We start from the raw sequence: 25,931 nt of genomic DNA on the forward strand, positions 1-25,931 counted from the left end.
GGCACCCCCGCGCCGTACCCGCACGGCGGCCGAGGGTTCGGCGAGCCAGGCGCCCGCCGCGTCGGCGCCCGAGGCAGCGCCCGCTCCCGTGACCCCGCGCCGCAGCCGTACCGCCTCCGGTGGCTCGGCGAGTCAGCGCACCCGGTCGACCGAGGCCCCCGGCGGCGCCGAGCCCCCGGCGGAGCGCCGCCCCGCACGCCCCGCCCCACGCAGCAGCGACGCCCCCTGGCACCACGCCCGCCCGGCCTTCGAGGAGCCGAAGCCGGAAGGCGCCCGGGAGCCGAAGCCCACGCCTGAGGCCGGTGCCGATGAGGCCGGTGCCGACCCGGAGGCCAAGCCCGCGCCACAGTCTGAGCCCCGGCCGGGGGTGGAGCCCGTGCCCCGGCCCCAGCCTGAGCCGGGGGTGCAGCCCGCCCCCCAGCCCCAGCCGGAGGCCAAGCCCGCGCCGGACGCTCAGCCCGAGCCGACGGCCGATCCGGCGGCGGCCGAACCGCCGACGACAGTCGAACCGCCGGCGACGGCCGAACCGGCGGCGGACCGGTCCGAGTCGCCCGGCACCTCCGACGGCGGCGCGACCGGGAACGAGAGCACGACGCCCGGCGACGAGGACCCCGACGAACCGCCCGCCCCCGAACCGCCCACCACGCCCGAACCCCCCGCAGGAGGCCCGCGGTGAACGACGCCCTCGACGTCGCCCTGCGACTCCTGCTCGTCTTCGTCGTCTTCCTCACGTTCCCCCTGATCATCGGTCAGACGGAACACAAGGTGATGGCCCACATGCAGGGCCGCCTCGGCCCCATGTACGCCGGCGGCTTCCACGGCTGGGCCCAGCTCGTCGCCGACGGCGTGAAGTTCGCCCAGAAGGAAGACGTCGTCCCGGCCGGCGCGGACCGCCGTATCTTCCAGCTCGCCCCGGCCGTGGCCCTCCTGCCCTACCTCCTCGTCCTCCTCGCCATCCCCATCGGCCCCGGCGAGGGCGCCGTCGGCGAGGTCATCGACGCGGGCATCTTCTTCGTCCTCGCCGTGATGGGCGTGGGCGTCCTCGGCTCCCTCATGGCCGGCTGGGCCTCCGCGAACAAGTTCTCCCTCCTCGGCGGCCTCCGCACCGCCGCCCAGCTCCTCGCCTATGAACTCCCCATGCTCCTGACGGCCGCCTCGGTGGCGATGGCGGCCGGCACGGTCTCCCTCGTCGGCATCGTCGACGCGTTCGAGTGGTGGTGGCTCCCCTGGCAGATCGTCGGCGCGATCGTCTTCTTCGTCGCCGGCCTCGCCGAACTCCAGCGCCCGCCCTTCGACATGCCCGTCGCCGACTCGGAGATCATCTTCGGCGCCTACACCGAGTACACCGGCCTCCGCTTCGCCCTGTTCCTCCTCGCCGAGTACGCCGGGATCGTCGTCCTGTGCGGACTGACCACCGTCCTCTTCCTCGGCGGCTGGCACGGCCCCTGGGGCGCCGACGGCCTCGGCTGGGTCTGGACCCTGCTGAAGACCGCCGTCCTCGCCTTCGTCGTCATCTGGCTCCGCGTCACCTACCCCCGCCTGCGCGAGGACCAGCTGCAGAAGCTCTCCTGGACCCTCCTCGTCCCCCTGTCCCTCGCCCAGATCGCCCTCACCGGCGTCGTCAAGGTGGTGATCCAGTAGCCATGGCTGAGTCTCGCCCGCCCACCCGGCCCCGCATCCCCGGTTCCGGCCTCGCCAAGGGGCTGGCCGTCACCCTCCGCACGATGACGCGGAAGACGGTCACCGAGCAGTACCCGGACGCCCAGCCCGAACTCCCGCCCCGCACCCGCGGTGTCATCGGCCTCTTCGAGGAGAACTGCACCGTCTGCATGCTCTGCGCCCGGGAGTGCCCGGACTGGTGCATCTACATCGACTCCCACAAGGAGACCGTCCCGCCCGCCGCCCCCGGCGGCCGCGAGCGCAGCCGCAACGTCCTCGACCGCTTCGCCATCGACTTCTCCCTCTGCATGTACTGCGGTATCTGCATCGAGGTCTGCCCCTTCGACGCCCTCTTCTGGTCCCCGGAGTTCGAGTACGCCGAGACCGACATCCGCGAACTCACCCACGAGCGCGACAAACTCCGCGAGTGGATGTGGACCGTCCCGGCCCCGCCGGCCCTCGACCCCGCCGCCGAGGAACCCAAGGAACTCACCGCCGCCCGCAAGACCGCCGAGAAACTCGCCGCCACCCGGCAGGCCGAGCAGACCGCGCAGGCCGAGCAGGCCGAGCAGGCCGCGCAAGCAGAGCAGGCCGAGCAGGCCGAGCAGACCCGGCCGGGGGAGGGGACCGCATGAGCCCCACCGCCGCCGTCGCCCTCGCCGCCACGCACCACCACCCCGCGCTGGCCGCCGTCGAGACCCGGGGCTTCCTCTCGCCGACCGGTGTCGAGATCGCCTTCCTCCTCGTCGGCCTGGTCACCCTCGGCGCCGCCCTCGTCACCGTCACCACCCGCCAGCTGGTGCACGCCGCTCTGTGGCTGGTCGTGGCGCTCGGCGGTCTCGCCGTCGAGTACCTGCTCCTGACCGCCGAGTTCATCGCCTGGGTCCAGGTCCTCATCTACGTCGGTTCCGTCGTCGTGCTCCTCCTGTTCGGCCTGATGCTCACCAGGGCCCCGATCGGCCGCTCCCCGGACGCCGACTCCGGAAACCGCTGGGCCGCCCTCACCGTCGCCGTCGCCGCTGCCGCCGCCCTCGTCTGGGTCGTCGTCGACGCCTTCCGCACCACGTGGATCGACCTCGACGGCCCCGCCGCCGGCTCGACCAAGGCCACCGGCGAAAGCCTCTTCCAGAACTGGGTCCTCCCCTTCGAGGCCCTCTCCGTCCTCCTCCTCGCCGCCCTGGTCGGCGCGATCGTCCTCTCCCGCAAGGCCAAGCCGGACCCCGGCGAACCGAAGCCCGCCACCGCGGCCGAGGCACCCGCCCCGGCCGACGCCGCCGTGCCGAAACCGGCACCCGCCCCGGACGAGACGCCCGGCTCCGCCCCCGACCCGTCCGAGGGAGGGGCCCGCTGATGCACCTCGCCTATCCCGTCGTGCTCTCCGCCCTCCTCTTCTGCACGGGCCTGTACGGCGTCCTCGCCCGCCGCAACGCGATCCTGGTCCTGATGTCCGTCGAGCTGATGCTCAACGCCGTCAACCTCAACCTCGTCGCCTTCGACGTCTGGCTCAGCAAGGCCGCCGAGGAGACCCTCCACTCCGGGCAGGCCCTCACCCTGTTCACCATCACCATCGCCGCCGCGGAGATCGGCATCGGCCTGGCCATCGTGCTCGCCGTCCACCGCAACCGCGGCACCGCCGACATCGACAAGCTCCGCGACACCGCCGAACGACCCGAGCGGAGCGAGAAGGCCGAGGCCAGCGCGTGACCACGACCACCCTCGCCGTCCTCGTCCCCCTCCTCCCCTTCCTCGGCGCCGCCGCCGGCCTGCTCCTCGGCCGCACCGCCCCCGGCTTCGTCCGCCCCCTCGCCGTACTCCCGACCCTCACCGCGTTCGCCCTGGCCGTGCTGGTCGCCGTACGCCAGGGCGGCGACAGCCCCGTCGTCGCGGCCACCCGACTCACCCCGACCGGCTCGGTCCCCATCGACCTCGCCCTGTACATCGACGGCTTCGCCGCCCTCGTCGCCGTGGTGGTCGGCCTGGTCGCCACCTGTGTGCAGATCTACTCCACGGGCTATCTGCGCGACGACCCGCGCTACCCCTCGTACGCCGCCCTCGTCTCCCTCTTCACCTCCGCGATGCTCCTCGTCGTCTACTCCGGCGACCTGATGGTGCTGCTGGTCGGCTGGGAGATCATGGGCATCTGCTCCTACTTCCTGGTCGGCCACTACTGGGAGACCCCGGAGGCCCGCGCCGCCTCCCTCAAGGCCTTCCTGGTCACCAAGCTCGGCGACGTCCCCTTCCTGATCGGCCTGTTCGCCCTCGCCGCGGACGCCGGGTCGTTCCGCATCACCCGGATCCTCGGCACCGTCGCCGACGGCGGCCTCGACCACCCGACACTGATCGCCCTGCTGCTCCTCGCCGGTGTGGCGGGCAAGTCGGCGCAGTTCCCCCTCCACACCTGGCTGCCCGACGCGATGGCCGGCCCGACGCCCGTCTCCGCGCTGATCCACGCCGCGACGATGGTCGCCGCCGGTGTCTACTTCGTCGCCCGTCTCCTCCCGGTCTTCGCCGCCTCCGCGGCGGCCCTGGTCGTCCTGGCAGTGATGGCCGCCGTCACCATGGCGGGCTCGGCCCTCGCCGCCCTCGCCCAGGACGACATCAAGCGCGTCCTCGCCTACTCGACGATCGGCCAGCTCGGCTACATGACCGGCGCCCTGGCCGTCGGCGACCGCGGTGCCGCCGTCTTCCACCTCATCTCCCACGGCGCCTTCAAGGCGCTGCTGTTCCTCGCCGCGGGCGTGATCATCCACGCCGCCGGCACCAACTCCCTGGCCGCCATGTCCCGCATGAGCAACCTCCGCGCCCGCGTCCCCGACGCCTACTGGACGATGACCGTGGCGCTCCTCGCCCTCGCCGCGATCCCGCCCTTCAGCGGCTTCTTCTCCAAGGAGTCCGTCCTCGGCGCCGCCGAGAACGCCGCCGAGGGCCACACCGAGCACATCCCCGGCGCCGCCGGCTGGACCGTCCTCGTCGCCGGCCTGCTCACGGCCCTCCTCACCGCCGCCTACGCCACCCGCCTGTGGCTGCGCACCTTCCGCGGCCAGGGCGACGAGGCCCCCGACCACGGCCGCCAGCCGCTCAGCATGACGGCGGTCCTCTGGGTGCTCGCCGTCCCGTCCCTCGCCCTCGGCGGACTCGCCTACGGCACGCTCCCCGACTGGTTCGACGGCGACGACCTGGCCCCGACCCTCACCACGTCCGTCCTCGGCACCGGCCTCGCCCTCACCGGCGGCCTCGTGACATACGCGGCCTGGCGGTACACCACGGCCCTGGCCCGCACCCCGCTGGGCGCCGTCGCGGCCCACCCGGAGGCGGACGCCGCGACCGTCGAGGCGGAGGCCATCGCCAGCCACGCGCCCGCCTACGGAGACATGGCCTCGGCACCCGACCCGACGGACCCCTCCCGGGTCCTGCTCGGCCCGCTGCACCGCCACGCAGCCGTCGGCTTCCACCTCGACGCCGCGTACACGGCCCTCTTCGTCCGCCCGGTCCAGGCCGGCGCGAGTCTCGTCCGGTTCCTCGACCGCGAGGTCGTCGACACCTACGTACACGGCGCGGGCGCCCTGCCCCGCCTGCTCGGCGCGGCCGTACGACGGGCGCAGACCGGCAATGTGCAGACCTATGTGAGCGCGCTGCTCGCCGGCACCGTCGTCCTGGTGGTCGCCGCCCTTCTCGTCGCCACGGGAGCGTGAGCAGGCGTGATCGATATCAACGAGTCCGTGATGCAGTTCCTTCTGGCGTTCGTCGTCGTCGGCCCGCTCATCGGCGCCGCCGCCGCTCTCCTGCCCGCCCCGCCGGGGCTGAAGGGGAAGTCACCCGAGCAGGCCGTGCTCCGCCACGGGATCACCGTGACCGGCGCGGTGCTCATCGCCGCGATCGTCCTCGCGGTCGGCTTCGACCACGACCATCCGTCGAAGATGCAGGCGAGCACCGACATCAGCTGGATCCCCGCACTCGACGTGCGCATCCACCTCGGCATCGACGGCATCTCCCTCCCCCTCCTGGTCCTGACCGCGCTGCTGACCTTCCTCTGCGCGCTCTACTCCTACTTCAAGCTGCCGTCGGGCCCGTCCCCGAAGGCGTTCGTCGCCCTGCTGCTCGTCCTCGAGTCCGGCACCCTCGCGACCTTCGCCGTCCTCGACCTGCTGCTGTTCTTCCTCGCGTTCGAGACGGTGCTCATCCCGATGTACTTCCTCATCGCCCGCTGGGGCGGTGAGCAACGCACGCAGGCCGCTTGGAAGTTCATCCTCTACACCCTGCTCGGTTCCGTGGTCATGCTGCTCGGCCTGCTCCTGATCGGACTCAGGGCGGGCACATTCGACATGGTGGCACTCGCCACTGACAATCACCCCGAACTGACCACATCCGTGCAGGTCATCGCCGTTCTGACGATCGGGATCGGGCTCGCGGTGAAGACCCCGATGTGGCCGCTGCACAGCTGGCTGCCGGACGCCCACACCGCCGCCCCCACCGTCGGCTCGGTCCTGCTGGCCGGCGTCCTGCTGAAGATGGGCACCTACGGGTTCGTCCGCATCCTGCTGCCGATCACCCCCGACGGCTTCCGCACCTTCGCGCCGTACCTCGCCGCCTTCGCGGTGGTCGGGATCATCTACGGTTCGCTCGCCTGCCTCGCCCTGGCCCGGCCGGGCGCGAAGGGCGACCTCAAGCGCCTCATCGCGTACTCCTCCGTCGGCCACATGGGCTTCGTGCTCCTCGGCATCGCGACCATGACCCCGACCGGCGTGAACGGCGCCCTGTTCGCCAACATCGCCCACGGCCTCATCACCGGCCTGCTGTTCTTCCTCGTCGGCGCCCTCAAGGACCGCACCGGCACCACCGACCTCGACACCCTGGCCCAGGGGACCGGCGCCGCCCTCTACGGCAGGGCGCCGCGCCTCGGCGGCCTGCTCGCCTTCGGCGCCGTCGCCTCCCTCGGACTGCCCGGCCTCGCCGGGTTCTGGGGCGAGATGCTCGCCCTGTTCGGCGCGTTCCGCCCCGCCGACGACCTCAGCCGCCCGGCCTTCCTCACCTTCATGGCGATCGGCGCGTTCGGCACGCTCCTCACCGCCGCGTACATGCTGATCGTGGTCCGCCGCGTCTGCATGGGCGGCGCCCCGCACGAGGGGCCACGGCTCGCCGACGTCCAGACGTACGAGTTCGCGGCCTGGACCCCGCTCGTCGCCCTCACCGTCCTCGCCGGCCTCTGGCCCGCGGCCCTCCTCGGCCTGACCGACCCGGCCGTGCAGCAGCTCCTCGCAGGAGGCACCCGATGAGCTCCCTGGCCCCGCTGACGGCCCCGCTGACGGCCCCCACGACGGCGCCGACGGCGGCCCAGCCGCTGGCCGAGTCCGTCGTCCAGTCCGTCGACTGGCTCGCCATCGCGCCGCCCACGATCGCCGCCGTCGTCGGCCTCGCCGTGCTCGTCACCGACCTCTTCGTGAACGACACGAAGAAGGCCCTGCTCGGCTGGGTGTCGGTCGGGGGCCTCGCCCTGTCCCTACTGGCCCTGGTGCCCCTCCTGGACGGCGACCGCGCCACCTTCTGCCTCAGCGGCAGCCCGGACGTGTGCAGCTACACCGCGGACCGCTTCACCCTCGTCATCCAGTTCATGGTGCTCGGCGGCGCCCTCCTCGCCGCCCTGCTGTCGATGACGGCCCTCAAGGACGCCGAGAGGGAACTGCCCCCGGGGGAGTTCTGGTTCCTGCTGCTGTCCTCCGCCGCGGGCGCCGCCCTCCTGCCCGCCTCCCGCGACCTCGCGACCCTCGTCGTCGCCCTGGAGGTCGCCTCGCTGCCCGCCTTCGCCCTCGTCGGCATCCGCCACGGCGACAAGCGGTCCTCCGAAGCGGCCCTGAAGTTCTTCCTGTCGTCCGTCACCGCGACCGCCGTCAGCCTCCTCGGCATCAGCTTCGTCTACGCCACCACCGGCACCCTCTACCTCACCCAGATCGCCGACCGCGTCCAGAACGTCGACGGCCAGCTCCACACCCTCACCCAGACCGGCGTCGTCCTCACCCTCATCGGCTTCGCCTTCAAGACGGCCGCCGTACCGTTCCACTTCTGGGTCCCCGACACCTATGTGGGAGCCCCCCTCCCGGTGGCCGCCTATCTGTCGGTCGTCGGCAAGGCGGTCGGATTCTCCGGGCTCGTCCTCGTCACCGTCGTCGCCCTCCCGTCGTACGCCGACGTCTGGGGCCCCGCCCTCGCCGCGCTGGCCGCCCTCACCATGACCGTCGGCAACGTCGGCGCCCTCAGACAGCAGCCCACGCGCGCGTACAGCGCCGTCCGGCTGCTCGCCTGGTCCTCCGTCGGCCAGGCCGGCTACCTCCTGGTGCCGATCGCGGCCGCCGCCTACTCCGACGACGCCGAGCAGGCCATCGGCTCCACGGTCGCCTACGCCCTGATGTACGCGGCCGTGAACCTCGGCGCCTTCGCCGTGGCCGCCCTCGTCGGCCGCACCAGGACCCTCAACCGCGTCAGCGACTACCGCGGCCTGTACGCGTCGAGCCCCCTGACCGCCCTGCTGCTGGCCTTCTTCCTGCTCTGCCTCGCCGGACTGCCGCCGGGCATCATCGGCCTGTTCGCCAAGGTCGCCGTCTTCTCGGTGGCCGTGGACGCGGGCCTCGGCTGGCTCGCCGTCGTCATGGCCGTCAACGTGGTGATCGCGCTCTTCTACTACCTCCAGTGGACCGCCCTGCTGTTCCGCGCCCCCGAGGGCGAACCCGGGACACACCGCGTCCCGCCCCCGCTCACCCTCGCGATCGCCCTCACCGGAATCATCGGCATCGCCCTCTCCGGAGCCCCCCAGCTGATCCTGCGCTTCGCCGACACCGGCCTCTTCTAGAGCCGGCCGACCGACGGGCAAGCCGACCGGCCGACGGGCACAGCCACCCCCCTCTGGCATCCGGCACGCACGCGTGGGCACCCGATGCCCCGACGCCCCGTACACGCGTGCGTGCCGAGGCGTCCGGCCGTCACTCGGACGGCCCCGCCCCGGCCCGCGCGCACAAGGGAACTAGTGCTCTCCGCCTCGCGTTGACCAGTACGGGAGGGTCCACTGAGAAGTGGAGTCAACAGCGACAGCAGACAAAGGGTTCCCCTGCCGCACGACTTGGAGGGCGTACCGTGCACCGCCGGCACAACGGGCTCAGGACCGCCGTACTCCTCGGGGGACTGTCCGCACTCATCATCGTCATAGGAAGCCTCTTCGGCCGGACCGGCCTGATCATCGCGGTCGTCCTCGCCCTCGGCACGAACGCGTACGCCTACTGGAACAGCGACAAGCTGGCTCTACGCGCGATGCGCGCCCGCCCGGTGAGCGAGTTCGAAGCCCCCGCCCTCTACCGCATGGTCCGCGAGCTCTCCACCCAGGCCCGGCAGCCCATGCCCCGCCTCTACATCTCCCCGACCGACGCCCCCAACGCGTTCGCGACCGGCCGCAACCCGCGCAACGCGGCCGTGTGCTGCACGGACGGCATCCTCCGCCTGCTCGACGAACGGGAGCTGCGCGGCGTCATCGGCCACGAGCTGAGCCATGTCTACAACCGCGACATCCTGATCTCCTCGGTCGCCGGCGCCCTCGCCTCCGTGATCATGTTCCTGGTCAACTTCGCCTGGCTGATCCCCATCGGCCGCTCCGACGACGACGACGGCCCCGGGCTCCTCGGCATGCTGCTGATCCTGATCCTGGGTCCGCTCGCGGCAAGCCTCATCCAGCTCGCGATAAGCCGCTCCCGGGAGTACGAGGCGGACGCCTCCGGCGCCCACCTCACCGGCGATCCGCTGGCCCTCGCCAGCGCCCTGCGCAAGCTCGAAGCGGGCACCAAGCGGCTCCCGCTGCCTCCGGAACCCCGCATCGAGACGGCGAGCCACATGATGATCGCGAACCCGTTCCGCCCCGGTCAGGGGCTCTCGAAGATGTTCTCCACGCACCCGCCCATGGCCGAACGCATCTCCCGACTCGAGAAGATGGCAGGTCGCCCCCAGTGAAGACGATCCTCAACATCATCTGGCTCATCCTCAGCGGCTTCTGGCTCTTCCTCGGCTACGTGGCCGCCGGACTCCTCCTCTGCATCACGATCATCGGCATCCCCTTCGGGATCGCGGCGTTCCGCATCGGCGTCTACGCCCTGTGGCCCTTCGGGTACACGGCGATCGAGCGCCGCGACGCGGGCGCGCCCTCGTTCCTCGGCAACGTCCTGTGGCTGATCCTGGCGGGCTGGTGGCTCGCGCTGACCCACATCCTCACGGGCCTGGCGCTCTGCCTCACGATCATCGGCATCCCGTTCGGCATCGCCAACTTCAAGCTCGTCCCGCTCTCCCTGATGCCCCTGGGCCGCGAGATCGTCTCCACGGACCAGCCCTTCGCCGGACGCTGGTAGACGGCCGAGCGGGGCGGTGCGGCCGCCGGGCTCGGTCATCGCCCGACCTCCGTGAGCCGCCCCCTCAACCGCGCCGCGCCCCGCCGCCGTACGACATAGGCGGCCGCGCCCTCAACGGCGCGCCCACCACCACCGCACGAAGTACGCCGCCGCCCCCGCACCCAGCACGGCGGCGCCCACCGCCACCGACACCCCGGGCAGCGCGAACGCCACGACGACACAGCCGACGAGCCCCACCACCGGCACGATCCGCGAGACCGGCGCGGAACTCAGCGTCCAGGCGGACGCGTTGGCGACCGCGTAGTACGCGAGCACGCCGAACGAGGAGAAGCCGATCGCGCCCCGGACGTCGACGGTCGCGGCCAGGACGGCGACCACCGCGCCGACGGCCAGTTCCGCCCGGTGCGGCACCTGGAACCGCGGATGCACGGCGGCCAGGGCCCCCGGCAGATGCCGGTCCCGTGCCATGGCGAGCGTCGTCCGCGAGACCCCCAGGATCAGCGCCAGCAGCGACCCCAGCGCGGCCACCGCCGCACCGACCCGCACCACCGGCACCAGCCCCGGCACCCCGGCCGCCCGCACCGCATCGGCCAGCGGGGCCGACGCCTGCCCGAGCCCGCCCGGCCCCAGCACGGACAGCACGGCCACGGCGACAGCCGCGTACACCACGAGCGTGATGCCGAGCGCGAGGGGGATGGCGCGCGGGATGGTGCGCGCGGGGTCCCGTACCTCCTCGCCCAGGGTCGCGATCCGCGCGTACCCGGCGAACGCGAAGAACAGCAGGCCCGCCGCCTGGAGCACCCCGCCCACGCCGCCCGACGCCCCGATGTCCAGCCGCCCCGCGTCGGACCGGGCGGACGTGAGGCACACGACCACCACGGCGGCGAGGACCGCCAGCACCACGGCGACGATCGCCCGCGTCAGCCAGGCCGACTTCTGGACGCCGCCGTAGTTCACGGCGGTCAGCGCGACCACGGCGGCCACGGCCACGGCGTGCGCCTGCTCGGGCCAGACGTACGCCCCCACGGTGAGCGCCATCGCCGCGCACGAGGCGGTCTTGCCGACGACGAAGGACCAGCCGGCCAGATACCCCCAGAAGGCGCCGAGCCGCTCACGCCCGTACACATAGGTGCCGCCCGAGGCGGGGTACACGGCCGCGAGCCGCGCGGAGGACATGGCGTTGCAGTAGGCGACGACGGCCGCGAGCGCGAGACCGAGCAGCAGCCCCGATCCGGCGGCGTGCGCCGCGGGCCCCAGGGCCGCGAAGACGCCCGCGCCGATCATCGAGCCGAGGCCGATGACCACCGCGTCACCGACCCCGAGCGTGCGCGGCAGTCGGGCCTCCGAAACCGGCTGTGTCATGAGCCGCACCCTACTGACCGGCGCAACCGGCGGACATCGCGGAGGCGTCCTCCAGGACAACAGAGCACGACGACCGGGTGTCCGGCGCGAGGAACCGCCCCAGGGCCACGTACGGGCCCTCCCGGGACCACGTGACGGAGACGACACCCCGGGCGCGGGACAGGCACGGCACGAAGGGGCAGGTTCACGGCATGAGCATCATCGGCTGGATCGTTCTGGGGCTGTTGGCCGGCGCCATCGCCAAATTCCTGCTGCCCGGCCGAGACCCCGGCGGCTTCATCGGCACGACCCTTATCGGCGTCGCGGGAGCGTTCACCGGCGGCTGGATCTCCGCCCGCTGGCTGGACCACCCGATCACCAAGGACTTCTACGACGGCGCCACCTGGGCGGCCGCGATAGGCGGTTCCCTGGTCCTGCTGATCGCCTACCGCCTGCTGTTCGGCCACTCCCGGCGCTGAGGACCACCGCACGGAGAACGGGTGGGCCCTCGGCTCCGGCCGAGTGCCCACTCGCCACGCGGTACCCGCCCTGCGACTCCTGCTGGTACTGCTACCGGTAGTTGACGAACTGGATCGCGAAGTCGAAGTCCTTGCCCTTGAGGAGGGCGATCACGGACTGCAGGTCGTCACGGCTCTTGGAGCTCACCCGGAGCTCGTCGCCCTGGACCTGGGCCTTGACGCCCTTGGGGCCCTCGTCGCGGATGATCTTCGCCACCTTCTTGGCGTTCTCCTGGGAGATGCCCTCCTGGATCTCCGCGAAGATCTTGTACTCCTTGCCGGACAGCTGGGGCTCACCCGCCTCCAGCGCCTTCAGCGAGATCCCCCGCTTGATCAGCTTGGACTGGAAGACGTCGAGGACGGCCTTCACCCGGTCCTCGGAGTTCGCCTCCATCAGGATCTTCTCGCCGGACCACGAGATCGAGGCGCCGACGCCCTTGAAGTCGTAGCGCTGCGAGATCTCCTTGGCGGCCTGGTTGAGGGCGTTGTCGACCTCCTGCCGCTCGACCTTCGAGACGATGTCGAAACTGGAGTCGGCCATGTCCTGTGGCTCCTTGTATCGGGGTTTCGGGGGCGTGCCGGGACCATCGGGTACGTGTCGGCGCGCACGCAAAGGCGCCCGCCGAGCCCGGTGTCAGGTCCCGCGCCGCATCCGGACAAGCCTAGCCACCCAGCCCCCTCCGAGTGCTGATCAATCAGGTGGCGAAGCACCCCCGGGCATCAGGTATCGTTTACGTCGTCGCCACGGAGCACCGCCGAAAAGCGGTTCGAAGGGCGGCAAATCCCAGGCGGTGTGCCCGAGTGGCCAATGGGAGCGGACTGTAAATCCGTCGGCTTAGCCTACCCAGGTTCGAATCCTGGCGCCGCCACGTGGATAGAAGGGCCCGTGACCAGCAGGAATGCTGATCACGGGCCCTTCTGCTGTTCAGGTTGGCTGTGGGGCGCTTTCTACAGCTTTGCCCCGCCTTGTCTCACCCTGATTCGCCTGTTGACCAGTGCGTGTGGGGCATCTGTGGGGCACGTCGTCACGCCCAATGCTCCAGCGCCGCGTCAATTCGGGCGTTCGCCATGGCCGTAGCTCCGTCCAGGCACTTCGCGTAGACCTTCAACAGGACGGCCACCGAGTGGCCGGCGCGCCGTGCGACCTCCACCGGGTCGACCCCGGAGTTCAGCCAAAGGGACACGCACGCGTGACGAAGATCATATGGGCGTGCGGCGAGCGGTGAGGCGTGCTGCTGCGGCGTGAGCGCCTTCCGGCGGGCGCGGGCCCACACCTCGCCGTAGCCGCTCTCCTGTACGAGTCCGCCGCGCGCCGTGCGGAACAGTCGACCGTCAGGCGCGACGCCGTGGGCCTGGATGTGCTCGCGGAGCATGGCGGTGAAGTGCGGCGGGATGGGAACGTGTCGGATCTCCCGTTCCGGGCGCCACTTCAGCCCTCGCGTGTCGTGCGGGTCGCCGGAGTCGGTCCAGCCGCGACCGACGCGGGGACGGGAACCGTCCAGGTGCAGCGTGCCCCACCCCGACGCGGGCAACTCGCAGTTCTCATGGCGCAGCCAGACGGCCTCAGCGGGGCGCAGGGCCGCGTGGTAGAGGCACCCGAAGAACGCCCTTAGGCGCTCACCGCGGGCGCCCTGCGCGGCGACCGCATCGAGCAGCGTGCGCGCTTGGCGAGGGTTGACCACACAGCCGGGGTCGATCCCGTCGGTGGTCGGTGGGATCACCCACTGAACCTGGGTGAGTGGGTTGTGGGGCAGGCGCCGGGCCTCGACCGCGAACCCCAGCGCGTTGTGGAAGACGGCGCGCTTGCGCTTCACGGTCGATGCGGCGGCTTTCTTGCCGTCCAGGCGCTGAGTGAAGGCGGTCAGCACCTTGCGCATCACGAGGGGGTCGTCCAGGGCGCTGACGGGCATCGCGTTGCGCTCCACCCACGCGAGGACGCGCGCGACTTCGGCCGGCGGGTCCTCGGTCCAGCGGTTGAAGTTGAACGCCCAGCTGTACAGGGCCTGACGCAGGACCCGCGGATCGGGCATGCCGCGACGACTGGTCACCAGTACCGGCATGGCTGTGGCCATGGTGTCGGCGAGTCCCGTACGGGTCTTCGCGGGCGCGGTCGGCCACTTCATCTCGATGTAGTCGCGTGCGTGCTGGTAGCACGTCACATCGTTGCGCTGCCGGATCTCCCTGACCGGCACGCCGGTCGCCTCGTCGAAGGGCTCACCGCCGTTGACGGCGGTCAGGAGTTCGGCGCGACGACTGTCGGCGAGGGTCTTGGTGGCGAACGTCTGCGAGTGCGGGGTGTCGCCCACTTTCCAGCGCAGTTCGGCTGAGGACTGGCCCCGGTCCTTGCGCTGACGGACGGCCCAGATTCGAACGTCGTACGTGGTGCCCACGCGGGTCCTTCCATGAGAACGGGCCCGCCGTGAGGCGGGCCCGTGGTCGAGCTGTCGTTGGTCAGGGGCGGTCAGTAGGCGGGGCGTTCAAGGTTGTCCCACCACTCGTCAAGGTCGGCACGGCGGCAACGGATCTGGCCGTTGGGCAGCTTGACGAGCTTGGGAGCCTTGCCGCGGGCGCGCATGCGGTAGAAGGCGGCGCGGCTCATCTCGATCTCTTCGAGGACTTCGGGGAGCTTGAGCATCTTGGTGCCAGCCAAGGCGGTGACTCCTTCAGGGCTTCGATCTGTGGGGAGAGCGACGGGCTTGGGCTTGGCGGGGAGCCTGCGCCTGTCCGAGGTGCGGATTTCTGCGTCATTGCGTCATCAGCGTCATTCGGGCTTCTGACCTGGGGGTTTGTGTGACGCAGTAGCTAGGGGGTGCGTCATCGCAGCGTCATGGCCTGCGTCATCGGGTGACGCAGATGACGCAGGATGACGCAGGCACGGCCGCCTGCGTCATCCTTGTCGCCGCAGGCCAGGGGCTGTTTCTCCGCCCGTATGACGCAGATGACGCAGCGTTTCCCCTCTTAGGACAACCGAGGGGGTGTCTGTTGTCGTCTGGTGTGCCTCACAGCGTGAAAGATGGAGCCGCGTCGCGGCGCGACCTTTGGGCGGCGCAAGCGCCGAACAGCAAGAGGAGCACGCCCCGCGCCGGTGCTCCTCTTGCTTGTCCATGCGAGCGGCGGCGCGGTCAGAGAACGCGCTGCTGCTCGTGTGAGGGCCGGGTGACCGGGCGGGCCATTTCGAGGTAGCGGCCCTCGCTGGTGCGGCCCGTGTCGATGAGCAGGCCGCGAGCGGCAAGGGTGGGCTGTAGACGCTTGAGCCGGTCGGAGAGAACTTTCCCGGTGGTCGGCCATCCCTTGGGCAACGGGCGGCAGTCGTCGCCGCTGTAGAGGCGACTTAGGTGGTGCAGCCACTCCGTGGACGTCATCCGCTGCGCTGCGCCCGGCTCGATGGTCTCGGCGTGCTGGAGCACAGTCTGCGCGAGGAGGTCACCCTCGATGACGTCGTCGTTGAGGTCATCCAGGCTGGCCCGGTAGGCGGTGAGCGCTCCGAGACCAGTGGCCGCGTCGAGCTGCGCGCACAGGTGCGCGAAGTCCGCCATCCGTAGATCGGTGGGGGTCTCCGCCTCCACCGCGCGGACCTTGACCGTGAGGTCCAGGAGCGAGCCGAGGACGACAGGCAGCACCTCGGCGTACTCCGCCCACAGCTCCGCCTCGGTGCGCCGGACGCTAGGGCGTTCCAGCCGCAGAGGGAGGAGCCGTTCGGCGAGGTCAGGGCGGATGACGCCGACGTCGATGCCGGTGAGCAGGAGGGGGCGGCGGTAGCCGACGCGGAACACGTCTCCGTCGGTGAAGAGGGCCCGCTTGACGCTCTCGGCGCCGGTCACGACGCAGCACATCGCGTCGGACAGGTCGGGGGTCATGTGGGAGAGGTTGTCCAGGGCGGTGACCCATCCGGCCGCTACGGCCGCGATCAGGTTCTCTTCATCCTTCGGGGCCCGGCGCAGGTCACCGCTCATGCCCTCGATGATCCGCACGAGCATCCGCCCGCCGGTGGACTTCCCGGCGCCCTGCGGGCCGGTGAGGAACGGGGCGGGGACGGGCACGGACGGACCGAGACAGCCGATGAGCCACGCGATGGCCAGGCATTCGGTCTCGGCGTTGGCGAAGTTGCACAGCCGCATCAGCAGGTCGATGCCCTTGCCGTCGGTGTCCTTGACTGGCAGGGGCAGTTCCCCAGTGAGCTGCGTGCGGCGCCAGCAGACTTCGCGGGGGTCGGGGGTACGAATGTCCCACCCGGTGGGATGGATACGGACGGACTTGCCGTCGTCGCGGCCCAGGTCCAGCCACGTCGCCCCGTCGTATCCGGGGGCCACGCGGATGTGTACGGGTTGGACGTCTTCAGTCAGCGCGAGGGCTTCGATCAAGTCAAGTGCCTCCTTGAGCGCGGTGCCGTTGAACACGCCGACGCCGTCCTTGAACAGTCCGACCATGAGTTCCTGCCGGTGGCTGCCGGTCGTGCCCTGGGAGCGGATCGGGCGGGCCACGGGGTGGCCGTTGCGCTGCGCGTATACGGTCCCGTCGGCGGTGCGGAAGTAGCGGAAGTGCGCTTGCGCGTACTCGGTGATGACCTCGCGTGCTGGAGTCTTGTCGTCGTCGGACACGGTCACAGTCCCAACGTCGTGCGGGCGTTGGTCCACGCCTCGGTGCAGTGCCGCGCCGATTCGCCCTTGGCCTGCGCGGCCGTGAACAGCGTGGTGACATGGGCGTCGGCGAGGCACCCACACCGGCCATGAGTGGACAGCACGGCGAGGAACGTCCGGTAGACGGTGGCGTGGACGGCGCTGCGTGCCTCGCTGATGCGCTGTACGGCCATGGCAATGCCACGGTCCAGATAGACGGGCGTGCGGTGCGGGCATTTCCCCTGTCCGCCCCCCAGAGGCACTGTGAGCGTGTGTGGCGCCCTGCGAGAGGTGGACGGCTCCCTTACTGCCAGGGTCCGCACAGCGTCGGGGAGAGCGACTGTGACGCCGACGCCGTAACCGAGCCAACGGGCGTACGACATCGTGGACTTGATGTCGACGCCGTCGCGGACGCCGTTCACGGATCGCATGGCGCCCTTGTAGATCCAGTGCTCGCCCCGCGTGGTCGGCACGGTGCGAGTAGTGGGCAGGGTGGCGCGGGCCCAGTCGACGGCGGCGGCGTTGTCGAGGTCGACCACGGTTACCCCGGCGCCACCGGGGTGGTAGGCGACAGCGGCGGCCCTGCACCACGCCGACGCCCATGGTGGGGAGGCGAGGATACGGGGGTCGGTGGTCGCGGCGGCCCACCCGTGGCACGGGCGCGGGCAGGCGCAGGGGCCGGCGGTCTTCATGTTCGGCCGGCCGCCGCACGCGTTGTCGGCGCAGTCGGGGCAGTTGCCGAACGGCACCTTCCCTGCCCGCAGGGGCAGCACGGGGACGCCGTGCGCGGCGAGGGCGAGGGCTCGCCGGATGTGGGTCGGTTGGGTCATGCTGGATGTCTCCAGTTCCTTGAACGGGTGCTGGTGGGCAAGGGCGGCCCCGGACTTTGGCGAGACGGGGGCCGCCCTTGGCGTAGCTACTGGTGGTCGGTCAGGGTGTGGGCGTACTGCTGGCGGACGTAGGCGCGCGGGTCGCAGATGACGCCGGGTTGGTCCATGTCGAGCAGGAACGCGGCCGCGGCTTCGGCGGTTGTGGTGGCGTTGCCCTTGGCGGTGGGTTCGTCGAGCAGGGCGATGCGGTCGAGTAGGGCGGCCTTGCGGAGGTAGAACTCCCGGCCGAGATCGGTGTAGCACTCGGCGTCGGCGAGGAAGCGGGCGGTCCAGCCGATTTCGCTGTTGATGCTGGGGGCGTTCGCGTATGCCTGCTCGGGGGTGGGCCAGTCGGCGGGGGTGGGGCGGTGGTCGGCGGTGAGGTAGAGGCGGGTGCGCTTGCCGTCGCGGGTCGGGTACCTGCGTACGTCGCCGGTCGTGAACGCGGTGGTGAGCGTGGTGGTGATGCGGTTGGTGTCGGCGGGGTCGCAGATGACGCGGATTTCGAACATGTAGGGGCTCCCTGTCAGCCGTTGAAGTGGTTGCGCTTGAAGATCGCTTTGCGGATGTGGAAGGTGTTGCCGCTCTTGGCGTCGGTGGGCTTGAAGACCTGCACCGCGATGTATCCGCCGAACAGCACGGCGGCGAGGGTGACGAGCTGGGTGACGAACGCGGTCAGGGCCGTGATGAATGTGGTGAGCATGAGCAGTCCGCCGCACACGGCGAGGAACCCGACGCCTCCGAGCGCGACGTTCACGGCCGCGCGGGAGACGGGCGGCTTGGCCGCGGCCGGTTCGGTCTTGGCGGGCTCGATGGCGTAGCCGGTGACGACCCGCCCGTCGGGGAGAACGACGCTCGCGACGGTCGGCACGGTGTGCGGTTGGACGGGGGCGAGGGGCGGCGAGTAGGGGGCGATGGCGGGGGTGATCGGGGTGGGGTGGTGGACGTTCGGGGCCCGGACGGCGGGCGCCGTGTCGGTGTGCTCGGGGTACATGCGGAATCCCTTCCGGTGCTCGGTTGGGGAGGCAGGGACACCCCCTGTCGGGGTGGCTGTGGAGGGGGTTTCAGGGGTGTGACCTGGGGTGCCTCCCCGCCTCCCCGAAGCGGCGTTTTCGCTGATCAACGTGGGGGAGGCAGGGTGGGGAGGCGGTTGGGGAGTTCTCCCCGCCTCCCCGGCGCGGGAGGGTGCGCCTCCCCGCTACCCGTCGGCGGAAGCGGAAGCCTTGGTGTCGCGGTCGGCGAGGGCGCGGGCGACGTCGTCGCGGCGGACGGTCATGCGGCCGTGCGACTTGTACGCCTCCACCCCGGCGGCCTCCAGGACGCGCTTGAGGTCGCCGAAGGTCCACCCGCCGTAGGCGTCCTCGCTGAGGACCGCAAGCCGCTTGAGGACGTCCTGGGTGTAGGAGCGTTCGGCGTCGCCCATGACGCCGGCGACATCCGCGAGCGGGTCCCGCTCCTCGCCCCGGTCGATGCTGTGCAGGGTGGTGACGCCGTCGCGGATGGCCTTGGCCCGGTCGGTGATGGCCTTGGCCTCGTCGTCGTCGATGTAGTGCGTCCGCACCGTCAGCGACGACTGGCCCTTGGGGATGGTGATCCCGTCGGAGGCGACGACCAGGGTTCCCTTGTCCAGCCCCTGACGGAGCAGGTGCGGGGCGGCGCCGCCGTTGACGGCCTTCTCACCGAGCGCCATGACGGCCTGCGACTCGGTGCCCAGCGCGAGGGAAGCGCGGGTGTGGGCACCCTCGCGGACCAGCTTGGGAAGATTCTGGTCCGTTGGGTCCTGGGTGCCCTGCCACATCAGCACATCCACCGCACGCCCCTGGTTGTGGATCTTGCGGACGCCCATGAAGTACCGGGACGTGGCCTTGGACCCGCCATAGGGGCGCTTGTCGTCGTCGACGGCCGGGCACATGAACGCCACCTGCGCTTCGTCCACGACACAGATCAGCGGGTCGAACACCGCGCCGGGGTCGAGCCGCCGCGCCTCAATCCGGCGGTTCATCTCCTCCAGGACGTCCTCCACCATCTCGGTCGCCTCGATCACGTGCTCATCGGTCGGGCCCTGGATGAGCACGGTGGCCAGGCCGTCGAACATGGCCCAGTCGCCCACGCCCTTGAGGTCGGCGATCCGGAACTCAACCCGCTTGTCCAGCGCCGCCCACAACGCGAGCGCCCGAAGCGAGGCGGTCTTGCCCTGGTTCGACAGACCGGTGATCAGCAGATGCCGCTGATACAGGCTCAAGGAAGCGGCGTCGCCGCGCAGGTCCTGTCCCCAGGGGGCACGGCCCTTGGCGTAGTCGGCGGTCATCGTCTCGTCGGTGACCAGGGGGGACGGGCCGATCGGCTCATCGAGCGCCCCGGAGTCGGCGACCCACAGCCGGACGGTGCGGGCCGCTTCGGGGATGGTGATGAACACCTCGTGCTCGTGCCGGGAGAGGTTCTCGGCGAGCTTGCGGCGCCGCTGCTGCACCTCGATGGTGGACACCCCGGACGGAAGCGTGACGTCGACCTCGACCCCGCATCCGGCGATCACGATCGGGGAGAGCATCGAGGCGCCGGCGTCACCCATGTCCTTGATGGCGTTGCGCAGGGCGGGGATACCCAGGTCGCGCAGCGCCTTGACGACGATGGACGGGGTGATCGGCTCGCCCTCACCGTTGCGGACGTGGGCGGGGAGAGCCCACTGGGGCGCGGCCTGCTGCTTGCTGCCGACCGCCCACAGGGCGAGCAGGGCGAGGAACGGGCCGATCGAGATGAGCGGGCCCCACACCACCTGGACGATGGTGATGAGCAGGCCGATGAACTCGATGACCGCCATGAGCGGCGTGACGACGTCGGTGACGTCCTTGTTGGCGATGGCCAGGACGACCCCGAGGGCGACCAGTCCGCCGATGCCCATGCCGGTGCCGACCAGCGCGCCCTTGGCCGCGTCCACGGGTGAGTGGAGCAGGTCCATGCGGCGGCGGTGGCGGGCGTCGCGGAAGCGCTGCAACCGCTCCTCCCACTCCTCGGCCGCTTCCAGGTTCCCCGCGGCTTCCGCCGCGCGGATCATCCGCTCGTAGCGGGAACCGGTGCGGCCGTCCCAGGTGCGGCGGGCCACGATCCGCCCGCCGTTGAACGTGTAGAGGCCGTGCCGGACCACCGCGCGGGCAGCGGTGCGGGTGTTCTCGTGGGTGACGGCGGTCTTCACCGCGCGGCCGGAACGCACCCACAGCGGGACGGGGGCGGGCGGTGCAGGGTCGGGGACCACGGTCAGCGTGGTCACAGGGACAGGGTCGGTCGACGTTTCGAGGTTCTTGTGCAGGTGAACGACGTTGTCACCCATGACGGGAGCACTCCTGACTGCCCCAAGCGGGGCGGGAAGTCGGCGAGGGGGTCGGCGAAAGGCGCCCCGCCCGGCAACCGGGGCGGGCGGGGCGGGGATGGCTCAGCGGCTGTGGCGGGCGCGGTTCTCCGCGTGGCTGAGCTGGGACGGCTCGGTGCGCGGCCCGTCGAGCCAGCAGAACGGGCGGATGCCGTCGGCGGCCTGGAACACGCGGACGGCCGCACCGGGCAGGGCGTCGGGCAGGGCGCAGACGCGGCCCCGGTCGAGGGAAGCGAGCAGGCGGGCGGCGTGGTGCTCGCATCCGCCCGCCCCGGCATTAAAGCGGTCGAGCACGGTCACCACGACCTCACCGCCGCACGGGGTAGGGTCTTCGGGGTGCGCGGACGGGCAACGGCCGCTCGCGGGGCGCGGGTTCACCACCACCGGGACGCCTTCTTGGCGACCTTGTCGGCGGCGTGCTCGCGCACGATCCGCTGACGTTCGATGTGCAGGGCGGTGATCTCGGCCGTCAGCCGGGTGACGGCCTGCTCGGAGACGGACTCCAGCCGGTTCTCCTGCCGGGTGGCGCTCTTGCCGCGCAGGACCCGGTACGAGCCCCCGGCGAGCGCACCGAGGACTGCGCGCCGCTCGGCACTGTTCAGGGGCCACATCTCGCCCCGGCGGACCGCCTCCAACTTGCGGTTCGTCTGGCGGATCTCGCGGTCAATGCTGCGGGTGTCGGGCTTACCCATGATTCGGGACTCCTCAGAGGGTCACGGTGCGGAGCGGGAGGGGTGGGCCACGACGCGCTTCCATGCGGCGCGCAGGCGCATCTCCGATGCGGAGTGGCCGGCCGCGCGGAAGCGGATGGCCATCTCGCGGTAGGACAGGGCCGGGGTCTCGCTGTGCCGGATCTCGTCCACCAGCGCGTCAAGCGCCGCATCGGACAGAGCGTTGCCGTCCCCCGGCGGAAGCGCGGCAACAGGCTCTGTGGGGCCCCACACGGGCAGCTCCCACGCGGGTGTGACGTCGGGCGTGACGCGGGCCGTCACGCTGGTCAGCGCCCTGCCTGTGTCCTCACCGCGCCGCGCCGCCTCCAAGGTCGACCACGCCCCCGCGAGGGCTTCGGCGGTCTTGGCCTGGACGCGTGCGACGCGCGCCCCGGCGGCCGTCACGGCCGTCAGCCGGGTCTCCTCGGTGGCCGCTTCCGCCCGCAGTCGGGCCCGAGCTACGGCCGCTTCGTCGCGGGCTTCCTGCTGGATGCCCGCGATGGCCTCCAGCGCGACAGGGGTCAGCGCGGTGCGCTCCCACAACCCGTGCACCAGCCACAACGCCTTGGCCGCTACCGGCAGCCACGCCACGGCCAGCCACGCACCGCGCGACTGGTCAGCGGTCAGCGCGTGCGCGACCAGCACGCCCGTGGCGAGCAGGCCGAACGTCCAGCCAACGGCGGTCACCGGACGGCTGTGGTCGCCCTGCGCAGCGAGGCGGCGTTCGTAGGCGAGGGTGGCGAGCCATCCGCCGTCGATCCCGAGACCGACGACCAGGGCGACGGGCCACGGCATCACGGCACCGAGCCACATCACCACCACCGCGAGGGCGAGCACCATGGACACCGCCGTCATCGCGACGGCGGGCAGAACCGTCCGGGCCTTCACAGCGCACCCCCCGCCGTGAGCAGGGCCGCGAGGATGAGCAGGGCGCCGCCGGTCATGGTGAGGTCGACCGCGCGGCGCAGGGCGGTGAACTTCACCACCGCGAGCCGGGACAGTCCGGCGACGTCCGCCCCGAGATCCCTGCTGCTGACGGCGGCGGTGATCTCCTCGGCGGTCAGCGCCGCCCACAGCGGGAACCCGTGCCGACCGCGCAGGTTCGGGCGGCTCGAGCGCAGCAGCAGCCCGGCCGCCCCGACCAGCAGCACCACCCCCAACCCGCCCGCGACATAGGCGGGAAGGTTCAGGGGCAGGTCACGGGCCACGGTCCACGTGCCGGCGAGCACCGCACCGACGAACGCGAGCAATAGCCCGGTCTTGGTGTCCGTCCGTGTGATCTCCGCCTTCACTTCGGCATGCGCGGCGGTCAGCTTCGTGTGCGGGGCGCTCACGCGACACCCCCCGGCAGCATCGCGCCGACGGTGCGGTTGGCCACGTCCCGCCGCGCGGCCAGCACCCGGTTCCGGGCCCGGCGGATGCGGCGGGCGTCGACCTCGTTCGCGGGGCGGTCCATGGCCTTGATCTGCGAGTCCAACAGGTCCACCTCCGCCAGGATCAGCGGGGCCTCCAGCTCGATCGCGTCCAGCTCCGCGCTGGTCGGCTCCATCCAGTCGGCGAACGCCGTAACAGCGTCCTGAACAGTCACGATGTGCTTCATTGGGTCGTGTTCCTCTCGCAGGGGTGAACGGCCCGAACAGCGGCCCCGGTGTTCCCGCACCGGGGCCGCGCGCCGTTGGAGTTGGATGTCCGGCTCCCCTCGACCCCGCCCGTACGAGCCCCGCGCAGCACGCGGGCCCGGACGGGCGAGGCAGGCAACCGGCCGCCGCATTCACCGCGCGGCGGAAGTGGTCAGGTGACGCGTGGGGTATACCGCCGCGCCGGTCCAGCGGGGCGGCCCCGAGGGTCTTCGACGGGTCACGGGGACCTCCGATCGGAGACGAAGGGGAATCCGAGGGCTTCACCGGTGCCGTCGCCACGGCCGTCCGGTCCCGAGCCTCGAAGGTGTCGGGGCGCCCTATTCGCACTGCTCGGCGCCAGCAGAACGACCGCGAGCGGCCGTCGACGGTCCTCACCCGGCCGTCACGGGGACGGGGACTCAGGCCCCGTCGAACTTGACTCCCTGTTGAGTTCTCAAAGAACGACCAGCTCAGGGCCCCAACTGCACGAGCAATCCCGAACCGACAAGGCACCGAAGGAAGCCCAAAGAAGGACCCCTTCGACTCGCTGTCCTAGGACTGCGAGCAACCTGGGAAGAGAATGCATCGCAGTCCTAGGACTGTCAACAGTCCTAGGACTGTGTGCTTCACTGGGACATGTCGAGAGGAGTTCTGCGTGGCACCCAAGGCACCGAAGTGGCGGGACCTGGCCGACCGCTTCGGCGAGCAGATCAGGAACGGCGAGTACGAGTCTGGCCAGCAGCTTCCGCAAATTCGGGAGCTTGTGGATGCAGGCGAAGGTTCTAAGGAGACGGTCCACCGTGCGTACAAGGCACTCGAAGCTGAGGGCCTGGTGACCATGACTCGCGGTCACGGCACCGTCGTACGCCAGAAGTCGCCGCTCAAGCGGCTTGGTATCGCCCGGTACGACAAGGCGAAGTGGCGGGACGGCGACGAAGTCGCCTTCATCGCGGACCGCGTGGCGTCCGGCCGCACCTACAGCCGGAACGAGCAGACCCAGAGCGTCAGCCGGGTGAAGGCGCCGGCGGCCGTGGCCGAAGCCCACGGACTCCCCGAGGGCGCGGACGTCTACGCGCGCGCACGGCTCGTGAAGGAGGGCACCCAACCCACCCACACACTGACCAGCTACTACCGCCCCGAGCACGTGGAAGGCACGCGCATCGTCGACCCGACCCCTGGCCCGGCGGGTCGCGGCGGCGGCTTCCGTGTCCTCTATGACGCCGGGTACGAGATCGACCACATGCGCGAGGAACTGTTCGCACGCGTGCCCACCGCCGAAGAGGCTCAGCTACTCCAACTGTCACCGGGTGAGTGGGTGGTAGAACTGCACCGCACCACGTACACAGCGGACGGGACGGTCGTAGAGTTCGCCGTCGGAGTCCACGCGGCAACGCGCTTCGCGTGGTCGTACGACTTTAAGGTCCCCGACTCGGCTGCAACGGAGGGCAAGAGCAAGTGATCTCGGCTCAGGCATGGGCGGACGCTCAGCGGCTCTGGGACTTCCAGCTGATGGGCCATGAGCCGCGCCCGTGCTCGGTGGCCATAGGACTCGGCAGCCATGACCTTGGGGTGGCCGACGCCACTGCAGATCTCTTCCACCGGGGCATGGCGCCGGTCGTTCTCCTCACCGGAGCGACCAGTCGGACAACCCGCGACCGGATGCCCCGGGGCGAAGCCGAGCACTACCGGGACCGCGCGGTGGAGCTGGGTGTTCCCGCGAGCGTCATCCTCGTCGAGCCGAACGCTCGGAATACGGGCGAGAACATCCGCTTCTCCCGGGCCCTGCTCGAAGAGCGGCGCATCCCCGTCTCATCCGCCCTACTAGTCAGCAAGCCGTATGAGGAACGGCGCGCGTACGCCACAGCCCGGAAGCTTTGGCCCGAGATCGAATGGGTGAGCGCGTCCACCCCCATGACGCTCCCCGACTACGTCGACTCGATCGGGGACGCGCGTCTCGTTATTGACATGCTTGTCGGCGCTCAGCAGCGACTCATGGTGTACCCCCAGCAAGGGTTCATGATCGAGCAAGAGATTCCCGACGATGTTCTAGCCGCTTACGAGCGACTGTGCGGCGAAGGCTTCACGACCCGTCTCGTGCCCGAAACGGCAGATCGGGCCTGATGGCGGTCGGCGCGGGACCCGTTCGGCTAGGGCTCCGGTTCCGCGGCTGACGGAACGGGCTTGGGGAGGCCCCGTAGGCGGGTCGCTCGCTCACGATGGCGGCCATGCGGGGTGCTTACGAGGCAGTAGGGCGCCGACAGGGGGAAATTCCCAGGTCGTGGCGTGGTTGCCGGGCGGACAGTAAGCACGGACGAAATGACCCGCGCGAATTCAAGTCATCATGTGGCCAAAAACCAACCCTCTACTCCTGTTCGGCATTCGGCGACACGAAGCTCAAATAATCCTCAGAATATTGCTCCATGCTTGTCTGGGCCTCATTGGCCATGAAATGGTCATGGTCATGCGGGGGCGATATCAAGAGCAACGCCATCCCTCCTGCATTCTCGTCGGGCAAAATTATGGACATTTATCGCAGTGAGAGTAGGTGGAGAAGTTGCTGAAGACCGTTCTCAATCGGCGGACTGTCGCCACTCGGGCCTTTGGGATGTTGCTGGTCGGAATGTTTTCGATCGGTATTGCAGCGCCTGCATCAGCTTCTGGCGCTGACATCCTGGCGCGACCCACCGGTTGCCACTATCAAGTCTGGGAAAGGTGGGGAAGCGTCGCCAGTTGCCGGGATGACAATGGGGGCTCTTACCGAGCCCTCGCCAGGTGCAAGTACCCGGAAGGGAAGGTGCACGTCATGGTGGGCCCTTGGAAGCAGACGGGAGACTCCCGGGCTTACTGTCAGGGGGAC

At 70.7% G+C, this 25,931-nt stretch carries 26 protein-coding genes, 1 tRNA gene and 1 pseudogene; 14 read left to right on the forward strand and 14 right to left on the reverse strand.

All coding sequences use genetic code 11. The annotated features are described in order from the left end of the window. The 10 genes and pseudogenes from AC067N_RS25455 to AC067N_RS25500 form a co-directional block, all read left to right on the forward strand. Positions 1 to 676: pseudogene (locus AC067N_RS25455) on the forward strand (NADH-quinone oxidoreductase subunit C); the annotation flags it as partial. After that, positions 673 to 1,641 (forward strand): complex I subunit 1/NuoH family protein, encoded by a 969-nt coding sequence (locus AC067N_RS25460; protein WP_478681189.1) that lies wholly within the window; start codon positions 673 to 675, stop codon positions 1,639 to 1,641. The pseudogene AC067N_RS25455 and the gene AC067N_RS25460, both read left to right, overlap by 4 nt. 2 nt (positions 1,642 to 1,643) lie before the next feature. After that, positions 1,644 to 2,294: a NuoI/complex I 23 kDa subunit family protein gene (locus tag AC067N_RS25465; protein ID WP_478681190.1), complete on the forward strand. Its 651-nt coding sequence runs from the start codon at positions 1,644 to 1,646 to the stop codon at positions 2,292 to 2,294. Then, complete coding sequence (locus AC067N_RS25470) at positions 2,291 to 3,010, forward strand: NADH-quinone oxidoreductase subunit J family protein (RefSeq protein WP_478681191.1); 720 nt, start codon at positions 2,291 to 2,293, stop codon at positions 3,008 to 3,010. The genes AC067N_RS25465 and AC067N_RS25470 overlap by 4 nt, the downstream gene beginning before the upstream one ends. Continuing rightward, the gene (gene nuoK / locus AC067N_RS25475) at positions 3,010 to 3,363 is read left to right on the forward strand and encodes an NADH-quinone oxidoreductase subunit NuoK (RefSeq protein WP_055716154.1); all 354 of its coding nucleotides are present in this window, start codon (positions 3,010 to 3,012) and stop codon (positions 3,361 to 3,363) included. Before AC067N_RS25470 ends, nuoK begins: the two co-directional genes overlap by 1 nt. After that, the gene (locus tag AC067N_RS25480; protein ID WP_478681192.1) at positions 3,360 to 5,351 is read left to right on the forward strand and encodes an NADH-quinone oxidoreductase subunit 5 family protein; all 1,992 of its coding nucleotides are present in this window, start codon (positions 3,360 to 3,362) and stop codon (positions 5,349 to 5,351) included. Before nuoK ends, AC067N_RS25480 begins: the two co-directional genes overlap by 4 nt. Positions 5,352 to 5,357: 6 nt before the next feature. Beyond that, positions 5,358 to 6,932 carry a complex I subunit 4 family protein gene (locus AC067N_RS25485; protein ID WP_478681193.1) on the forward strand — a complete coding sequence of 525 codons (1,575 nt, stop codon included), beginning with the start codon at positions 5,358 to 5,360 and terminating at the stop codon, positions 6,930 to 6,932. Next, complete coding sequence (locus AC067N_RS25490; RefSeq protein ID WP_478681194.1) at positions 6,929 to 8,500, forward strand: NADH-quinone oxidoreductase subunit N; 1,572 nt, start codon at positions 6,929 to 6,931, stop codon at positions 8,498 to 8,500. The genes AC067N_RS25485 and AC067N_RS25490 overlap by 4 nt, the downstream gene beginning before the upstream one ends. A 281-nt stretch (positions 8,501 to 8,781) precedes the next feature. After that, entirely contained in the window at positions 8,782 to 9,645 is an 864-nt protein-coding gene (gene htpX / locus AC067N_RS25495) for a zinc metalloprotease HtpX (protein ID WP_478681195.1), read from the forward strand. Beyond that, complete coding sequence (locus AC067N_RS25500) at positions 9,642 to 10,037, forward strand: YccF domain-containing protein (protein WP_478681196.1); 396 nt, start codon at positions 9,642 to 9,644, stop codon at positions 10,035 to 10,037. Before htpX ends, AC067N_RS25500 begins: the two co-directional genes overlap by 4 nt. Before the next feature lie 111 nt (positions 10,038 to 10,148). On the opposite strand, the gene AC067N_RS25505 is transcribed toward AC067N_RS25500, so the two are convergent. After that, on the reverse strand, positions 10,149 to 11,399 hold the full coding sequence (locus AC067N_RS25505) for an APC family permease (protein WP_478681197.1): 1,251 nt from the start codon (positions 11,397 to 11,399) through the stop codon (positions 10,149 to 10,151). A gap of 191 nt (positions 11,400 to 11,590) precedes the next feature. Here AC067N_RS25505 and AC067N_RS25510 point away from each other — a divergent pair, with 191 nt between their 5' ends. Beyond that, a complete protein-coding gene (locus AC067N_RS25510) occupies positions 11,591 to 11,857 on the forward strand; it encodes a GlsB/YeaQ/YmgE family stress response membrane protein (RefSeq protein ID WP_478681198.1) in 267 nt (88 codons plus the stop codon). A 91-nt stretch (positions 11,858 to 11,948) separates the two neighbouring features. Here AC067N_RS25510 and AC067N_RS25515 read toward each other — a convergent pair whose 3' ends face one another. Continuing rightward, positions 11,949 to 12,437, reverse strand: coding sequence for a YajQ family cyclic di-GMP-binding protein (locus AC067N_RS25515; RefSeq protein WP_159771632.1), 489 nt, complete (start codon positions 12,435 to 12,437; stop codon positions 11,949 to 11,951). A 246-nt stretch (positions 12,438 to 12,683) separates the two neighbouring features. On the opposite strand from AC067N_RS25515, the gene AC067N_RS25520 reads away from it, so the two are divergent. Next, positions 12,684 to 12,765, forward strand: a tRNA-Tyr gene (locus AC067N_RS25520). A gap of 156 nt (positions 12,766 to 12,921) precedes the next feature. On the opposite strand, the gene AC067N_RS25525 is transcribed toward AC067N_RS25520, so the two are convergent. The 12 genes from AC067N_RS25525 to AC067N_RS25580 all read right to left on the reverse strand — a co-directional run bounded on the left by AC067N_RS25525 (position 12,922) and on the right by AC067N_RS25580 (position 23,055). Continuing rightward, positions 12,922 to 14,286 carry a tyrosine-type recombinase/integrase gene (locus tag AC067N_RS25525; protein ID WP_478681199.1) on the reverse strand — a complete coding sequence of 455 codons (1,365 nt, stop codon included), beginning with the start codon at positions 14,284 to 14,286 and terminating at the stop codon, positions 12,922 to 12,924. Between the two features lie 71 nt (positions 14,287 to 14,357). Next, positions 14,358 to 14,546, reverse strand: coding sequence for a helix-turn-helix transcriptional regulator (locus AC067N_RS25530; RefSeq protein WP_478681200.1), 189 nt, complete (start codon positions 14,544 to 14,546; stop codon positions 14,358 to 14,360). A gap of 472 nt (positions 14,547 to 15,018) precedes the next feature. Then, the gene (locus AC067N_RS25535) at positions 15,019 to 16,500 is read right to left on the reverse strand and encodes an ATP-binding protein (protein ID WP_478681201.1); all 1,482 of its coding nucleotides are present in this window, start codon (positions 16,498 to 16,500) and stop codon (positions 15,019 to 15,021) included. Next, entirely contained in the window at positions 16,497 to 17,342 is an 846-nt protein-coding gene (locus AC067N_RS25540; protein ID WP_478681202.1) for a bifunctional DNA primase/polymerase, read from the reverse strand. Before AC067N_RS25540 ends, AC067N_RS25535 begins: the two co-directional genes overlap by 4 nt. An 86-nt stretch (positions 17,343 to 17,428) precedes the next feature. Further along, a complete protein-coding gene (locus AC067N_RS25545) occupies positions 17,429 to 17,893 on the reverse strand; it encodes a hypothetical protein (RefSeq protein ID WP_478681203.1) in 465 nt (154 codons plus the stop codon). 14 nt (positions 17,894 to 17,907) lie between these two features. After that, the gene (locus AC067N_RS25550; RefSeq protein WP_478681204.1) at positions 17,908 to 18,375 is read right to left on the reverse strand and encodes a hypothetical protein; all 468 of its coding nucleotides are present in this window, start codon (positions 18,373 to 18,375) and stop codon (positions 17,908 to 17,910) included. A 204-nt stretch (positions 18,376 to 18,579) separates the two neighbouring features. Continuing rightward, on the reverse strand, positions 18,580 to 20,706 hold the full coding sequence (locus AC067N_RS25555; RefSeq protein WP_478681205.1) for an FtsK/SpoIIIE domain-containing protein: 2,127 nt from the start codon (positions 20,704 to 20,706) through the stop codon (positions 18,580 to 18,582). 102 nt (positions 20,707 to 20,808) lie between these two features. Further along, entirely contained in the window at positions 20,809 to 21,048 is a 240-nt protein-coding gene (locus AC067N_RS25560; RefSeq protein WP_478681206.1) for a hypothetical protein, read from the reverse strand. Positions 21,049 to 21,119: 71 nt separating this feature from the next. Further along, positions 21,120 to 21,437, reverse strand: coding sequence for a hypothetical protein (locus tag AC067N_RS25565; protein ID WP_478681207.1), 318 nt, complete (start codon positions 21,435 to 21,437; stop codon positions 21,120 to 21,122). 21 nt (positions 21,438 to 21,458) lie between these two features. Then, complete coding sequence (locus tag AC067N_RS25570; RefSeq protein WP_478681208.1) at positions 21,459 to 22,343, reverse strand: protein spdB; 885 nt, start codon at positions 22,341 to 22,343, stop codon at positions 21,459 to 21,461. Further along, complete coding sequence (locus AC067N_RS25575) at positions 22,340 to 22,789, reverse strand: Pycsar system effector family protein (RefSeq protein WP_478681209.1); 450 nt, start codon at positions 22,787 to 22,789, stop codon at positions 22,340 to 22,342. Before AC067N_RS25575 ends, AC067N_RS25570 begins: the two co-directional genes overlap by 4 nt. Further along, positions 22,786 to 23,055 (reverse strand): DUF6284 family protein, encoded by a 270-nt coding sequence (locus tag AC067N_RS25580; protein WP_478681210.1) that lies wholly within the window; start codon positions 23,053 to 23,055, stop codon positions 22,786 to 22,788. Before AC067N_RS25580 ends, AC067N_RS25575 begins: the two co-directional genes overlap by 4 nt. 674 nt (positions 23,056 to 23,729) lie before the next feature. Here AC067N_RS25580 and AC067N_RS25585 point away from each other — a divergent pair. Both AC067N_RS25585 and AC067N_RS25590 read left to right on the forward strand, forming a co-directional pair. Then, complete coding sequence (locus AC067N_RS25585) at positions 23,730 to 24,533, forward strand: GntR family transcriptional regulator (RefSeq protein ID WP_478681211.1); 804 nt, start codon at positions 23,730 to 23,732, stop codon at positions 24,531 to 24,533. Continuing rightward, positions 24,530 to 25,195, forward strand: coding sequence for a YdcF family protein (locus tag AC067N_RS25590; RefSeq protein WP_478681212.1), 666 nt, complete (start codon positions 24,530 to 24,532; stop codon positions 25,193 to 25,195). The genes AC067N_RS25585 and AC067N_RS25590 overlap by 4 nt, the downstream gene beginning before the upstream one ends. Positions 25,196 to 25,931 lie beyond the last annotated feature (736 nt).

The sequence above is a fragment of the Streptomyces sp. NPDC042364 genome, from assembly GCF_056437585.1.